Source organism: Magnetospirillum molischianum DSM 120 (assembly GCF_000294655.1).
Classification (GTDB): Bacteria; Pseudomonadota; Alphaproteobacteria; order Rhodospirillales; family Magnetospirillaceae; genus Phaeospirillum; species Phaeospirillum molischianum.
Window position 1 is genome coordinate 73,572 of sequence record NZ_CAHP01000053.1, and the last position, 14,816, is coordinate 88,387.

General features: G+C 58.3%; 13 protein-coding genes, 1 tRNA gene and 1 pseudogene. 3 read left to right on the forward strand and 12 right to left on the reverse strand.

Translation table 11 applies throughout. The features are described from left to right. Positions 1–118: 118 nt before the first annotated feature. The gene (locus PHAMO_RS16635; RefSeq protein WP_002731051.1) at positions 119–841 is read left to right on the forward strand and encodes a DUF6125 family protein; all 723 of its coding nucleotides are present in this window, start codon (positions 119–121) and stop codon (positions 839–841) included. Between the two features lie 249 nt (positions 842–1,090). On the opposite strand, the gene PHAMO_RS16640 is transcribed toward PHAMO_RS16635, so the two are convergent. The 4 genes from PHAMO_RS16640 to PHAMO_RS16655 form a co-directional block, all read right to left on the reverse strand. Continuing rightward, entirely contained in the window at positions 1,091–1,801 is a 711-nt protein-coding gene (locus tag PHAMO_RS16640; RefSeq protein WP_002731052.1) for an energy transducer TonB family protein, read from the reverse strand. Then, on the reverse strand, positions 1,798–2,214 hold the full coding sequence (gene exbD, locus PHAMO_RS16645; protein WP_002731054.1) for a TonB system transport protein ExbD: 417 nt from the start codon (positions 2,212–2,214) through the stop codon (positions 1,798–1,800). The genes PHAMO_RS16640 and exbD overlap by 4 nt, the downstream gene beginning before the upstream one ends. Continuing rightward, entirely contained in the window at positions 2,214–3,014 is an 801-nt protein-coding gene (gene exbB, locus PHAMO_RS16650; protein ID WP_002731056.1) for a tonB-system energizer ExbB, read from the reverse strand. Before exbB ends, exbD begins: the two co-directional genes overlap by 1 nt. Positions 3,015–3,971: 957 nt before the next feature. Next, positions 3,972–5,675: a methyl-accepting chemotaxis protein gene (locus tag PHAMO_RS16655; protein WP_081504546.1), complete on the reverse strand. Its 1,704-nt coding sequence runs from the start codon at positions 5,673–5,675 to the stop codon at positions 3,972–3,974. Positions 5,676–5,982: 307 nt separating this feature from the next. Between PHAMO_RS16655 and PHAMO_RS16660 the strand changes: the two are divergent. Beyond that, a pseudogene (locus tag PHAMO_RS16660) lies at positions 5,983–6,835 on the forward strand (IS3 family transposase); the annotation flags it as partial. A gap of 34 nt (positions 6,836–6,869) precedes the next feature. Here the strand turns inward: PHAMO_RS16660 and PHAMO_RS16665 are convergent. The 8 genes from PHAMO_RS16665 to frdA form a co-directional block, all read right to left on the reverse strand. Further along, positions 6,870–7,085: a DUF6538 domain-containing protein gene (locus PHAMO_RS16665; RefSeq protein ID WP_002731062.1), complete on the reverse strand. Its 216-nt coding sequence runs from the start codon at positions 7,083–7,085 to the stop codon at positions 6,870–6,872. A gap of 98 nt (positions 7,086–7,183) precedes the next feature. Then, positions 7,184–7,276 (reverse strand) — tRNA-Ser (locus tag PHAMO_RS16670). A 369-nt stretch (positions 7,277–7,645) separates the two neighbouring features. Beyond that, positions 7,646–9,325, reverse strand: coding sequence for a methyl-accepting chemotaxis protein (locus PHAMO_RS16675; RefSeq protein ID WP_040567724.1), 1,680 nt, complete (start codon positions 9,323–9,325; stop codon positions 7,646–7,648). Between the two features lie 101 nt (positions 9,326–9,426). Next, positions 9,427–9,702 (reverse strand): hypothetical protein, encoded by a 276-nt coding sequence (locus PHAMO_RS16680; protein WP_040567726.1) that lies wholly within the window; start codon positions 9,700–9,702, stop codon positions 9,427–9,429. Positions 9,703–9,821: 119 nt separating this feature from the next. Continuing rightward, positions 9,822–10,160 (reverse strand): fumarate reductase subunit FrdD, encoded by a 339-nt coding sequence (gene frdD, locus PHAMO_RS16685; protein ID WP_002731069.1) that lies wholly within the window; start codon positions 10,158–10,160, stop codon positions 9,822–9,824. Positions 10,161–10,165: 5 nt separating this feature from the next. Further along, a complete protein-coding gene (locus PHAMO_RS16690; protein ID WP_002731073.1) occupies positions 10,166–10,555 on the reverse strand; it encodes a fumarate reductase subunit C in 390 nt (129 codons plus the stop codon). After that, on the reverse strand, positions 10,552–11,295 hold the full coding sequence (locus tag PHAMO_RS16695) for a succinate dehydrogenase/fumarate reductase iron-sulfur subunit (protein WP_002731074.1): 744 nt from the start codon (positions 11,293–11,295) through the stop codon (positions 10,552–10,554). The genes PHAMO_RS16690 and PHAMO_RS16695 overlap by 4 nt, the downstream gene beginning before the upstream one ends. After that, complete coding sequence (gene frdA / locus PHAMO_RS16700) at positions 11,292–13,040, reverse strand: fumarate reductase (quinol) flavoprotein subunit (protein ID WP_002731075.1); 1,749 nt, start codon at positions 13,038–13,040, stop codon at positions 11,292–11,294. The genes PHAMO_RS16695 and frdA overlap by 4 nt, the downstream gene beginning before the upstream one ends. Positions 13,041–13,221: 181 nt before the next feature. On the opposite strand from frdA, the gene xseA reads away from it, so the two are divergent. Then, entirely contained in the window at positions 13,222–14,751 is a 1,530-nt protein-coding gene (xseA, locus tag PHAMO_RS16705) for an exodeoxyribonuclease VII large subunit (protein WP_081504547.1), read from the forward strand. Positions 14,752–14,816: the final 65 nt, after the last annotated feature.

Consider the following 14,816-nt stretch of genomic DNA (forward strand, 5'->3'; position numbering starts at 1 on the left):
CGTGACAATCTCAGAAAGATACAACCATTATAGTTCATTGGGTTCGAAGCCCAAGGACGGGTACCCTCAGATACCCAAACAGGGACAAACAGGCATCACAGTGTAAGGAGAAATGGTTATGAGTTCCCCGGATCGGCACCTTGCCGAAGCGGTAATCGACGCGGTGCGGCGCACCATCGTTCATTATGGTCTTTGGTTTTCCCAGTCGGTCGAGCAATTCGGCATTGATCGTGCCCTGGAAATGGAACGCGAGGCTGGCGACAAAGCCACAGCGATCATTATCGATCGTCTCTGTACCACCCTGGGCATTGCGGTTGAGGATGGTTTACCGGCTCCACTGGTTCACCTCGATTCCGATGCAGCCCAGGCGCTTCTCCGAGCGATGGCCGTCAATTGGCTGGCCGTCGATGGCGTGTGGTTTCAGTCCGTTGAAAAGCGTGAGGGCCTTGCCCCCGCCAAAGTTGTCAACGATTCCTGCTGGTCCGTGTTCTCTCCCCTTGAAGCCACCCGCATCAAGACATTGGGCGGGCTGGAGGAAAATGGTGGCCTTCCCGCACTCGCCGAGGCCCTGCGCCACCGCCTCTATGCCAGCATCAACGAGCAAGAGATTGTCTTCGAAGATGATGGTGCGCTGGTGATGCGAATGCTGAAATGCCGAGTACAGACGGCCCGGCAGAGGAAGGGCCTCACGGATTATCCCTGCAAGTCGGGAGGCGTAGTGGAATATACCACCTTCGCTCACACTATCGATAAGCGCATCGTCTGCGACTGTATCGCCTGTCCTCCTGACCCCCATCCCGAAGAGTGGGTCTGTTCTTGGCGTTTCACTCTCTTGGAGTGAAATCAGCCGCGCATACCGGCTGGCCAATTCATTGCTTCGTTGGGCGAGTTGGCCAGTCATTCGTTGCAGGAACTTACCGTTAAGAGTCCGTTTGAAAATGTCAGGATTCGGTATTCAGGTCAGCATACGTCGATCCATTATTCCGAAATCCAGGATGGCCCCGTCAAGAAGTCACAGGTGTTCGCTGCTCTGAAAAACCGCAGGCTGCATCGTGCGGCAGTGGCAGCGTTGTTCACGGACGACAAGGTATTACCTCAGGAAGAACTCGACCGGTACCACCAGTTCGATGGTGTCGCCCTTGACCTCGGGGGGCGGGGAGGGAAGTGGCTGCGCCCGTTCCAGCAGGGCCAGACCTTCGTCGTCCAGTATGGTGGAGCCGCCACTTTGTTCCAGCCTGGATGAAACGATGACACCCTGGCGGTTCATCACAAAGCGGACGGTAACGACGCCTTCATGCCGCCGGGTCTGGGCGGAGCGGGGATAGCGCTTATGGCGCTCCAGATGGGCCAACAAAGTTCCCTGCCAGGATTTGCGGGCGTCGATTGCGGCTGCCGATGGCTTAGCTGGAACCGCTGGTGGGGTCGGGGTAACGACCGGCGGCGTCGGTTCAGAGGGGGGGGCTTCCGTTGGGACGGGTGGTGTTACCTGTTTGGGCAGCGCGACCTCGGCCTTGGGTGCCAACGGAGGCGGGCGTTTAATCGGTTCGACCACCTTGCGCTCGACCGGCTTCGGTGGCGGGGTCACCACTGGCTTGGGGGGGGCGGCGGGCGTGGGGGCAGGCAGTGGAGCCAGGTCGATTACCATTGGTGCAGACGGCGGCACAGGTGGGGGCGTTGTCTTCCATGAGACGGTGGTGGCGATCAGCAGGCTGGCATGCAGCATCAGAACCAGCCCGCCAGAAAATCCCCATAACCGGATGCCGTCATTGTCCAGGGACTCGGCCCGTGCCGTTCCCGTCATGACCGACCTTCCAATCCGACCAGGGCGATTTTCAAATAACCCGATCCACGCAGTGTATCCATCACCTCCATCAATGAGCCGTAATCAATGGTCTTGTCGGCACGCAGGAACACCCGCTTTTCCTTGTCGCCATTCGTGGCGGCATCCAGGGCGCGGGGCAGATCATCCTTCGGTATCGTGTCATTTCCAACGGCGAGGGTGCCATCGGCCTTGATCGTCAGGGTCAGCGGCTTGTCCGGCTTTGGGGCCGGTTCGGCGGTCGAACTCGGCAGGTCAACCTTGACGTCCACTGTCGCCAGCGGTGCCGCGACCATGAAGATAATCAGTAGAACCAGCATGACGTCGATGAAGGGAGTGACGTTGATCTCGTGCATTTCGCCGAGATCGTTGCCGGATTGGTGCTTTCCCGCCATTACTCCGCCGCCTCGCGCAAGGGGAGTGCCCGGCGATCCATATCCCGGCTGACCAACCGCAGCACTTCGGCCGCGGCGTCGCCTAGCAATGCCTTGTAGCCAGAGACCGAGCGCGCGAACGCGTTATAGATCACCACCGCAGGAATCGCCGCAACCAGCCCCAGCGCTGTGGCAAGCAATGCTTCGGCGATGCCGGGAGCCACGACGGCCAGATTTGTCGTCTGTGATTTGCTGATGCCGACGAAGCTGTTCATGATACCCCACACCGTGCCGAACAAGCCGACAAAGGGGGCAACCGATCCAATGGTCGCCAAGATTCCGGTGCCCATCGTCATGCGTCGTCCGGCTGCGGCCTCGACCCGTTCCAGCTTGGCAGCAACCCGCTCTTTCAGTCCTTCGCCGGGCATTCCTGCCGACAATTTAGCCTCGGCCATCGCGGCGCGAATCAGGAATGCTTCCGGCCCGGAACGGCCCTCGGCAAGACGAATTGCCTCGGACAGAGAACGTGTCCCGTCTAGTCCGTTCAGCAACGTGCGGACCCGTTGCCGCGCTCGGTAGAGTTCAATCGTCTTGGCCAGCCAGACTGTCCAGGTCGCGACCGAGGCCAGAGCCAGACCGATCATCACCGTCTGCACGACTGGGTCGGCGTGGGAGAACATCCCCCACGGCGACAAGTCGTGGGGAAGCGGGCCTGTGTCGGCGGGAGCAGGGGTCTGGGCTTGTGCCGTTCCGCCCGCCGTGATCAGGGCGAATCCGAGGCCAGCCAGGGCCAAAGGATGAAAGGTCGCAGCCTTTACCATGATGTCGATGCCTTGTTTCTAACGTTTGCGCCCCCTTTCCCGGCGGGGGTGATCGCAATTAATATTGCGAATGATAATGCGTTTCAATACGTCTTTTGGACGTTCCTCCGATTTTCCGATGCCGTCAACGTCGTTTCTGATCGGTCGTGCCATTCAAATCGCCGATGTCAGGGGGGGGGCGGTATGAGCTGAATCGAGGCAAAGTATCGGTGACGCGGGGTGGCCGATTCCTTTGACTGTCGCCCCCTTCTTATCTGTGGAAGGGAGCGTTGGTCATGGTCCCCGGTTCATCTTGATAGATCACGCGACGTTAATGATCTGGCTGGGCCATTGAGGCCCAGCGAACCCGTGCGAGCGAAGCTCTGGGGGGAGACACTGCCCAGTGCATGGGGCGGTGACCGGGAATTGATCAGCGGAACAAAGTATTTATCCACGCCGAAGGGCGAGGATGCCGAACAGGCAAATGACGCCGTAAAACGTGGTCGTGGACAATAATAGGACTTCGACGGTTATCTTTTCTCTGATTCGTAGAGACCGTCTCAGGCCGGTATTCCAACATTTTCGCAAGGTATCTCTCATTAGTTACCCTCCTCAATTCGGGGGATAGCCAAGATCAATAATCCAGTTCGGTAACGGGATAGTGATGATTTTGGTAACAGGCTGTAACGGTTGAGATCGCGCATTATCAACATAAGTTGAGGTTTATCGTCCTCCGATTAATTGATTTTATGATAATGTATTATTGTGAATTTATTTGTAGATATTTCTCAATCTTATTGATGTGCGGCTTATGCTGGATGAGAAGCGGGGCTGTGGCTCAACTTGTCTCATGCCAACCTGCTGATGAATTGACTGTGCCCCTCGCCGGGCGGGCGCATCCATACTGGAAGCTGAAATCCTGCGACCGCAAGTCATGACTTGCGGTCGTCGTCGGTATAAGTCCAGGTGCGATCGGTTTTATGCCGAACGGACACCCTTCAAGAATTTTTTAACCTCTCCATCCAATGTCGAGGTCTGATTCGTCAAATTGTGTGATGCTGTTAAAAATTGGTTAGCAGCCGTACCTGTTTCAGAAGCTGCATTGGTGACATCAACGATATTCCTCACGACATCTTCGGTACTGTGAGCCGCTTCCTGAACATTGCGGGCGATTTCACGGGTCGCGGCCGATTGTTCCTCGACGGCTGCGGCAATGGCGTCTGCGATATGATTGATCTCGTTGATCCGACTGACGATGCCGCCAATGGCTTTCACAGCCAGGGTTGTGGCGCTTTGGACCGAGCCGATTTGGTTGGAGATTTCCTCGGTTGCCCGTGCCGTCTGGTTGGCGAGGTGTTTGACCTCGTTGGCGACCACGGCGAACCCTTTTCCGGCTTCTCCCGCCCGTGCCGCTTCGATGGTGGCGTTAAGAGCCAGAAGATTGGTCTGGCTGGCGATGTCGGTGATCAAATTGACCACTTCGCCAATTTTGTTCGAATTTTCCGCTAACCCTCTGACAATGCTGTCGGTCGATTGTGCTTCTTCGGCAGCGGTTCGCGCCGTCTGGCTGGATTGGACCACCTGACGGCTGATCTCGCTGATCGAGACCGAAAGTTCCTCTGCCGCCGAAGCAACCGCCTGCACGTTGGACGATGCACGGCTGGTCGATTCTCCGACATGCGAAGCCTGGCGAGAGGTCTGTTCCGCATTCGTGTTCATTGCCGAAGCCGTGGATTCAAGCTGGCCGGTGGCGTTGCTTATCCCGTCCAGCATATTGGCGACAGCGTCCTCGAAGCTCCGGGTCAGGTTTTCGACTTGGCGGGTGCGCTTTTCTCTGGTGACGATCGCCGTTTTTTCACGCTCTTCCAGCCGACGACGATCAATGGCGTTGGTCTTAAACACTTCGACTGTCCGGGCCATGTCGCCGACTTCATCTTTTCGGTCGGAACCGTCAATCGTGGCGGAAAGATCTCCGTCAGCCAGACTCTTCATCGTCCGGCCCAGACGATCCAGTGGCATGACGATGGCGTTGCGGGAAATCCACAATCCAAAAAGAGTTCCAAGGATCAGTCCCGTCGTGATCCCGCCAAGGGTTATATAGATTGTTGTATGGGTCTCTTCGTGGAGATTTTTTGCTGTTCTTTTCGCATGTTCAATCAAGCTGTCGGTCTGATGAACCAATAAAGCGGATGCCTCTTCGAATGGCTGGTCACACTCTTTCTTTAATCGGAGTCCAGCCTTGACGATATCTTCCGGTGTCGTGACCGAGCCAGCATATTTTATGGGGGCGGTGCAGGCGCTGAAAGCGGCTTGTACCTTCAGGTCTACCGCATCGATCTCGGTGCGGTATTCGGGAACTTTCTGGCGGATGCTCGTGATCAGGGTGTTGACGGAATTTTGGCTGTCGATGACATCCGCCATCAACCGTGCGTTGCCGTCCTCGGTACTTTCCAATGCCAGTGAATAGGCGTTGCGGCCATACCTTGTGAAAATGCGATTTGTGCGAGCGATCAATGTCGCTGACGTATTCACTCGGTTGATCACATCGCTATAGGAATCGTCGATGATCTTCATCTCGAAAGCAGCAAAACTGCCCGCACCGATTACGATGACCGCCATGACGCCAATCACCAGAACGATCTTGGTGCCGATTTTAAGATCATCCATCCGCATATCACGCATCTCCAGGGTCTGGTGTCTATCAGCCCATGCCTATCGTTATGTACTGTGAGGTATAAGTTTTTAAATAGGCTGCGCGTGCGGGTAGGCTGAAAATTTAGTGGCGCGATGCCAGGAGATAACAAATAGACTATTTTGCGTAAATTTTATACACCTATAAGTTTGCATGCGAAAGCGTTTCCACGGCACAGGTCGAGGGGTAATCCCCCCTGGAAATAAGGGGATTAGGACGTAGAATTTTCTCGGTTTTGCGAACGAGGAGATTCGGATGAAGAAGAGTCGGTTCACGGACGCCCAGATCATGGGGATCCTGCGTGAGGCTCTCGGAAAAAAATGACCCGGCCATCCCAGCGCCGGGAGATGGCCGAGACAGCGGTGGCGCGACGAGGGATCAGTATTTCGTTGGCGTGCCGGACGTTCGGGCTCAGCGAGACGTGCTATCGCTACAGCCCGAGGCTCTCCGACGAGAAAGAGCAGATCGCCGACCTTCTGATTGGGCTCACCCAGGCCAGAAAGACCTGGGGGTTCGGCCTCTGCTTCCTGTATCTGCGCAATATCCAGGGTCATGGCTGGAACCACAAACGGGTCTATCGGATCTATCGCGCGTTGGAACTGAACCTGCGGATCAAACCCCGGAAGCGGCTCAAACGCGACAAGCCCGACGAACTGACGGTGCCAGACGCCCCCAACCAGGTCTGGTCGATGGACTTCATGGCAGATCGTCTGGAGGACGGCCGGGCTTTCCGGCTGCTCAACGTGCTCGACGACTTCAACCGGGAGGGACTCGGCATCGAAGTCGATTTCTCTCTGCCCGCCGAACGGGTCGTGCGGGTGCTGAACCAGATCATCGAATGGCGCGGCAAACCGGGCGCTATTCGGGTCGACAATGGTCCCGAATATATCAGCGGTACGCTGATGAAATGGGCCGAGACGCACGGCATCGGCCTCCAACACATCCCCAGCCCGGCAAGCCGCAGCAGAACGCCTATGTCGAGCGTTACAACCGGACGGTCCGGCATGAATGGCTGGGGCAAATCCTCTTTGAAACCATCGCGGAGGTGCAGGATCACGCGACAGAATGGCTCTGGACCTACAACAACGACCGCCCCAATATGGGCATCGGCGGCATCACACCCGCCCAGAAACTGAAATTGGCCGCATGAATTCTATGTCCAACCCCCGCTAAAAATGGGGGGATTACCCCTGCACGGCCAGCTTGCGCCGATGGTCATCAAACAGGGTGTCAACCCGCACGGCCTCGACCCGGACCAACTTCAGCGCCTGCTGATAGTCCCTGGTGCGGAGCGAGAAGGTTTCTTCCGTCTTGGGATAGGTGGCCGCGATATCAACAGGCACGGCGGCACGATGCCAGTAGACGGCACCACGACGATAAAGGCGGGTATGTCCGGTCATCTTCTCTATGCCCCACTGTAACAGTCGGTTGGAGCAACGAGAAGAAATTCGGATTATCTCCCAGGGACTTGGCGGTAAACCAAGGACTTAAGAGAAGATGGCGGAGGGGGCGGGATTCGAACCCGCGCTAAGGTTTGACACCCTAGGACGGTTTAGCAAACCGTTGGTTTCAGCCACTCACCCACCCCTCCGCAGAAGGTGGTTGCTAACCACCGTGGCTGGAGAGGTGTTTCTAGCGGAAACTCCTTCTACTCGTCAATACTTCGTTTTAAGAATTTTGCAGAACCATCGACGACGCACAGATTTGCTGTGGAAAAGTGAAGGTATGGCGATGCGAAGGGCCTCTGATCCCTCAATTTTTCGCCAATCCGGTCTGCCTTGGAGCAGGCTTCCCCATCCTTACCCTTATTCCTTTTGGCGAAGTTGCCGTTGGCGTGAGGGGGAAACGCTCTCCCCAGACCGGGCCGCGATGATCGTTCCTTGTTCTTTATCGGTCGTTCTATTGGTGACTGTACATCCACCAGCGACGTGTCCATGGTGCGGAGTAGCCGTAACCAGGGTTACGATACCAATCGGGCTCGGAAGTCGCTGATTTTTTGATCGAGTAGCGATGCTTGGCGTGCCAGGGTTTCCGACGCACTCGATATTTCGCTCGCCGACGCTCCGACCTTGTTGGTGGCCTCGCTAACCGAATTGGTGATGGTTAGAACGGATTCTGTATCGCGGGCAGCATGGTGGACGCTGGCGGCGATTTCGCGGGTAGCGGCTCCCTGTTCCTCGACTGCGGCGGCAATAGCGGCCGATATTCCATTGATCTCGCTGATTCGGGTCGTGATCGAGCGGATGGCTTCGACAGCCCCCGATGTTGCCGACTGAACGGATTGTACTTGAGAGATGATCGACTCCGTTGCCTTGGCGGTCTGGTTGGCCAGCGTCTTGACCTCACCGGCAACGACGGCGAATCCTTTGCCAGCTTCCCCCGCCCGCGCGGCCTCGATCGTCGCGTTCAAGGCCAGCAGGTTAGTCTGCGATGCGATGTCGGTGATAAGATTGATGATCTGAGAAATCTGTTCGACGGAATCGGCGAGAGAGCGAATTTGCTCGCCCGTCTTGCTTGCTTCGTCTACGGCAGAACTGGCAACACGGGTTGAGGTCGCTGCCTGAGAACCGATTTCACGGATAGATGCCGCCAGTTCCTCGGCCGCCGACGCCACAGTCTGGACGCTGGCGGTGGCCCGGTCGGAAGCCAGCGAAATCTGCCCGGTCTGCTCCGAGGTCGAACAGGATAGCGTTACCAGACCGTTTGCAGCCTCGTGCATGTCTTCGGCGGAGGTTGCGACCGCTTGAGCAACTCCCTTGATCTCCTCTTCGATTTGCATCGCAAGTTTATTGAGGATCTCTCGTTGAGTGGCTTCGGCTTTGCGTTGCTCCGCCGCAGCGCTAGCCTCCAGAGATTTCATCTGTCGCAGATTCTCGCTGAACCGGGTTACCGCCTTGGTTAATACGCCAACCTCATCACGGCGGTCGCTGGCGGCGAGGGTTACCTCGGCATCACCAGCCAATAAGCGGTTAATGGCATGGGTAACGTCCGTTAGTGGTGACACCATGTGGCGGCGGAACAAAATTGCGGCGATGACAATCACGGTGATGCCGGCCGCCCCGGTCATGATTAATATACCAGCATAGTCCTGGAATCTTGCCTTGACGTCATCCATATAAACCCCGGATAGAATGATCATATTCCAGGGGGTGAATGACTTTACATAGCTTAGTTTCTCTACCGATTCTTCATATCCTGGCTTGGGCCAGTAATAATTTACGTATCCGCTCTTTCCCGTTTGTTCGAAAAACTCTCGGTAAAAGTATCTCCCTTTTTTGTCTTGGATATTGGTTAGGTTCTTCCCTTCTAATTCTTTTTTTATGGGGTGCATCATCATGACGCCGCTAAGGTCGCTGACGAAGAAATATTCACCATCGCCGTAGCGTAGGTCGCGGATGGTATCGAGGGCAAATCGAACAGCGTCGTCGTGGGGTAGCTTTCCCTCTTTTTCCAACTCGGCATAATGCGTGAGTACGGAATGGGCGACATCGACCGAGCTTTGTACGGCGAATTGACGTTCTTTGAGGACGGCGGTGTTGAGGATTCCGAGACTAAGCCCCAGCAGTAAAACGACAGTCAATCCCGACATGCTGATGATTATGAACAGCTTGGATTGGAAAGATTGGTCGCCGATTCGCATTTAAAATCCCCCGAACGTCACCGAAAGGTTGTATTATGTTATGTTAGAAAATATTACCATCAAGCAAAAGAATCGATTTAGGCCCATACGAGCGAAGATTCTTATGCAGAGGGGAGTGCCCCGTCTCGCGTTGCCACGGTGAACGATGGTGGACGGGTCAATTCGTGGATGACGAAGGCGACATGTTCGGCGGCTTCGGGGTGGGGGCGAAAGCGGCGGAACTCGCCGGTGGCTGCCCATTGCCCGTCCAGAAGGTCGCGGCAGATTTCAGGTGAAACCTGGGCAATCTCGCTTTCGATATCGGATACCGCGATCACCGCTTTTGTGTCGATATCAACCACATCCCAGGAATAGCAGGGCGTGGTGTCGCCGCGCATGCCGTTGTCCCTGATAGTGAACAACCTGAACCTCACGGAGAGCGTCCTTGTGTGGGAAAGGGGATTTTCCGGCGGGGGCGGGCAGCCGATGCCGCCCCCACACCGGCGGCATCACGGCGTTAAAGTCGCAGCAGAGCGATCAGAGCCACAACTGCGATGAAGGTGGCAGTGCCATAGCACACCCGCTTCAGCCCCAAGCCGCCGCCCCACCCAAGGTCGTGGGCGGTGGCTTGGATGCGGTGGGCGGCATGCCAAGCGGGCAGGGCGACCAGGGTCAGGATGATCAGCTTACCCAGCCAGCCACTGGCGAGGGAGTGGATGTGATCGTAGGACAAATCCAGTACCCCAAGCGGCAACAGCACTCCCGTGGCGAGGATCAGCGCCGGGGTAACCAGTGCGGCAACCATGCCACCCGCGCCAAAGGGCATCCAGACGAAGGGTTCGTTCGATTTGGTCATGGCGTTTATCCCCCCAGCACGATCAGAACGGCCAGCGACAGTATTGCCCACAAGATGAAATGGCCGCGGATAATTGTGCAAGCCGGGATCGGTTCGCCCTTGATCAGGATCGGCGGCATCGCCTTGGGTGTCACGCCAAACCAGGTGACGGCGTGGAACGCAGCAAAGGCCAGGCAGATCAATTGCACCGTAACGCCCAGCGGGCTGGATAACGCATCCAGATAGCTCTGCCACGCCTCGCGCCCCTGGGACAGACGGATCAGCCCGTTCATCAGGATTGCCGAGTAGAGACCAACAAAGACGCTGGTGCTCTCGCGCAGGATGTAGAGGAACTGGCGGCGGTCGCGCAGCCACCAGTGGGGGTGAAGCGGACGGACGTAGGGGCGACGGGTCATGACGTGCCTCCCGGCAGCAAGCGCGCTTTCAACCAACGGAACGAAGCGGAAATCTTAGTTTGCTGGATCGCGGCGGCGGGATCGACATTCTTCGGGCAGACCTCGGAGCAGGCCCCGACGAACGTGCAATCCCACACGCCGTGATGGCTGTCGGTGATTTCCGAGCGCAGTTCCTCGCCTGAATCGCGGGAATCGCGGTTATAGCGGTGGGCGATCGCCAACGCCGCCGGTCCGGTGAAGCCTTCGTTCAGTGCGACCTGAGGACAGGCCGCGTAGCACAGCAGGCAGTTGATGCATTGAGTGAAGGGCCGGAATGCTGCCAACTGGGCTGGAGTCTGGAGATTTGTCCCTTCGCTCAAGGGCTTGTCGTGCTCGGTGACCAGATAGGGATAAAGGCTGGACAGCTTTTCGATGAAGCCATCCTGATCGACGATCAGATCGCGTTCGATCGGGAAATGATCAAGCGGTTCAACGGTTACCAGTTGTCCGCGATAGTCGCGGATGAAGCAGTGGCAGGCCAGCTTGGGCTGTCGGTTGACCATCATCCCACACGATCCGCAGACAGCCATGTGGCAGGAACCGCGATAGGCGAGGCTGGGGTCCAGCGCTTCCTTGATGTAGGCCAGCACGTCGAGAACGACCCATTCGTCCCGATAGGGAACGATGAAATCATCAAAGCGCGGTTCGGCATCCTTGTCCGGGTCGTAGCGCAACACCCGGATCGTGATGGTCTCGCTCATGACCCGCCTCCGCCATAGATGCGCTCGCCGGGCCGCGAGCGGGTGATCACCACGTTGCGCGCCCCGATCGCCGGGCGGTCGCCACCGGAATAGCTGGAGATGCTATGGGTCAGGAAAGCCTCGTCATCGCGTTTTGGATAGTCCAGCCGCTGGTGCGATCCGCGCGATTCGGTGCGGTTTAGCGCAGCCTCGGCCATCGTCTGAGCGACGTCGAGCATCGCGCCAAGCTCAAGCACCTGGACCAGATCGGTGTTGAAGACGTTGCTGCGGTCCTCCAGCCGAACTTGGTTGAAGCGGGTGCGCAGGTCCGCCAGCACGGCACAGCTTTGCCGCAACGATTCCTCGCTACGGAAAATACCGACACCGCTTTCCATTGTTTCGTTCATCGCCCTGCGCAAGGCTGGAGCGGATTCTGTGCCGTCGTTGAGGAACAACGCCCGGATTTTTGCCTGGGCCGCTTCGGCTTTTGCTTTGGTGGCGCGATCAGATCCTGGCGGCACGGTCTTGGCGAACGCGATCGCGCTGCGGCCAGCGCGGGCACCGAACACCAAAATTTCAGCCAGCGAGTTCGACCCCAACCGATTGGCACCGTTGATCGAGACGCAGGCGCATTCTCCGGCGGCGAACAGGCCGGGTAGCGGAGTTGCCGCATCGATGTCGGTGTCAATGCCGCCCATCGTGTAATGGACGACCGGCCGTACCGGAATCGGTGCGGTCACCGGGTCAACGCCGACATAACTGATTGCCAGTTCGCGCACCATCGGCAGGCGCTCGTCGATCTTCTTTTCACCGAGATGGCGAATGTCGAGATTTACCGCATCGCCGAATGGTGTCTTGACGGTGCGGCCCTTTTGCTGCTCGTGCCAGAAGGCTTGGCTCAGACGGTCACGCGGGCCAAGTTCCATCGCTTTGTTCCGGGGCCAGGGATCGGGCGGCCCCAGCCCGTAATCCTGGAGATAGCGATAGCCGTCGCTGTTCGTCAGCAATCCGCCTTCGCCGCGCGCGCCCTCGGTGATCAAGATTCCTGTGCCGGGCAGGCCTGTCGGGTGATACTGGACGAACTCCATGTCCTTCAACGGCACTCCGGCGCGATAGGCCATCGCCATGCCGTCGCCGGTTTTGATCGCGCCGTTGGTGGTGAAGGGGAAGACACGCCCGGCCCCGCCGGTAGCAAGGATTACGGCCTTAGCCCGGAACGCCACCAATTTTCCGCTGCGCAATTCGATGGCGACGAGTCCGATACAGCGTTTTTCTTCGATCAGCAATTCGGTCGAATAAAATTCGTCGAAACGGGTGATCGACGGATATTTTAGCGACGTTTGAAACAGGGTGTGCAGCATGTGGAAGCCGGTTTTGTCGGCGGCATACCACGTCCGTTCGGTCTTCATTCCACCAAACGGACGCACCGCAACCTGGCCATTGGCCTCGCGGCTCCACGGACAGCCCCAATGCTCCATCCGGGTCAGTTCCTCGGGCGCGGTCCGGACGAACAGGTCAACCGCGTCCTGATCACATAACCAGTCACCACCGCTAACGGTGTCATTGAAATGAAGGTCGAAGCTGTCGTTGGGCTTTGCCACTCCGGCGGCACCACCTTCGGCGGCCACGGTGTGGCTGCGCATGGGAAAGACCTTGGAGATCAGCGCGATCTTCAGAGACGGGTCCTGTTCCGCTACTTCGATCGCGGCCCGAAGACCCGCGCCTCCGGCGCCGACGATGGCGATGTCGGTGTCGATCACGTCCATGGACTGGTTCCCCCACAAGGCTTTAGCTAGTCGGTGTCGAACTTTTCAGACTTTGGCATGCCTGTTTCCCAACCGCAACTTTCATGCGGTCGGGGGAGGCAGGCCCTATGGCGTATCGGCCTTGCCCTTGGTCGGAGCCGAGGGATTTGCGCGTGGACGATGCTTCGGTCAAACTGGGGGAATGACCGAGACAGCTTCCCCCGTCGAGCCCCGTTCCGCCGGTAACGTGCCGGAATATACTGTCAGCGAGATTGCCGGCACCTTGCGCCGCACCGTCGAGGAGACTTTTGCCTTCGTTCGGGTGAGGGGCGAGATTTCCGGCTTTAAGCGCCATTCTTCCGGCCATCTCTATTTCGCCCTGAAAGATGCCGAGGCGGTGCTGGATGCGGTTTGCTGGCGCGGGCAGGCGGCGCGGCTGGGTTTGGTACCCGAGGATGGGATGGAGGTGATCGCGACCGGACGCCTCACGACCTATCCCGGCCGCTCGAAATACCAGATGGTGGTCGAGCGGATGGAACTGGCCGGGCAGGGGGCGCTGCTCAAGCTGCTGGAGGATCGCCGCAAGCGTCTGGCAGCGGAAGGACTGTTCGATCGTGACCGCAAATGCCCGATCCCGTTTCTGCCGCGCGTGATCGGGGTGGTGACCTCGCCGACCGGAGCGGTGATCCGCGATATCCTGCACCGTTTGGCCGAACGCTTTCCCCGTCGAGTGCTGCTGTGGCCTGTGGCGGTACAGGGCGAGGGCGCGGCGTCTCAGATCGCCGCCGCTATTCGTGGCTTCAACGCCTTGCCGGAGGATGGGGCGGTGCCGCGCCCCGACGTGCTGATTGTTGCCCGTGGTGGCGGCTCGCTTGAAGACCTGATGGCTTTCAATGAGGAAGAGGTGGTGCGTGCCGCCGCAGCCTCCACCATTCCCCTGATTTCTGCGGTCGGACACGAGACGGATACGACCCTGATCGACTTCGCCGCCAGCTTGCGCGCGCCCACGCCCACCGCTGCCGCTGAAAAGGCTGTGCCGGTGCGTGCCGAACTGGTGGCCGCAGTGGCCGAGCTCAACGGGCGGATGGTGGGAGCGACCCAGCGCAGGCTGGAGGACGCCCGGCAACGACTGGCCCAGACCTTCCGGGCATTGCCTCATCCCCGCCGCCTGATCGAGGACGGGACGATCCGCCTTGACGACCGCGCCGAGCGATTGCGCAATGCCCTGCCCAATTTGCTCGCCCGTCGCGCCGCCGACCTTGACCGCCTTGCCGCCCGGTTGCGTCATCCACGCGAGCGCTTGGCCGAGGAACGTCATCGTCTCGCCGTGCTGTCTACCCGGCTCGACCATGCATGGAAAAGCGTTCGGGTTGCCGAATTGGCCGGGCTGGAGAAAGGTGGTCTGCGTCTCGAACAGGGCGGCCGTCGACTCGACGAGGCGATGAAGCGGCTGCTTGCCGACCGCGCCCTCAAAGTCGAGACAGCCGGAAAGCTGCTCGACAGTTATTCCTATCGTAAGGTTCTGGAACGTGGCTATGCGATGGTTCGCGATGCCGAGGGCCAGCCGGTTCTGTCCGTTGCCGTAATTGCTGCTGGGGATGCTTTGTCGGTTGAATTCGCCGATGGTCGCATCGCTGTCATTGCCGGAGGGGAACCACCGCCTGCGCCGCCGCAATCTCCCCGTCCGCGTAAGAAAGGGGGCGGAGACAAGCGTCAAACCACGTTGTTTTAACCTAAAAGAAAGGGGTGGGCTCAGCCCACTCCCGCCAAGGGCACAGCCCTTGGATCCCGGTCGTT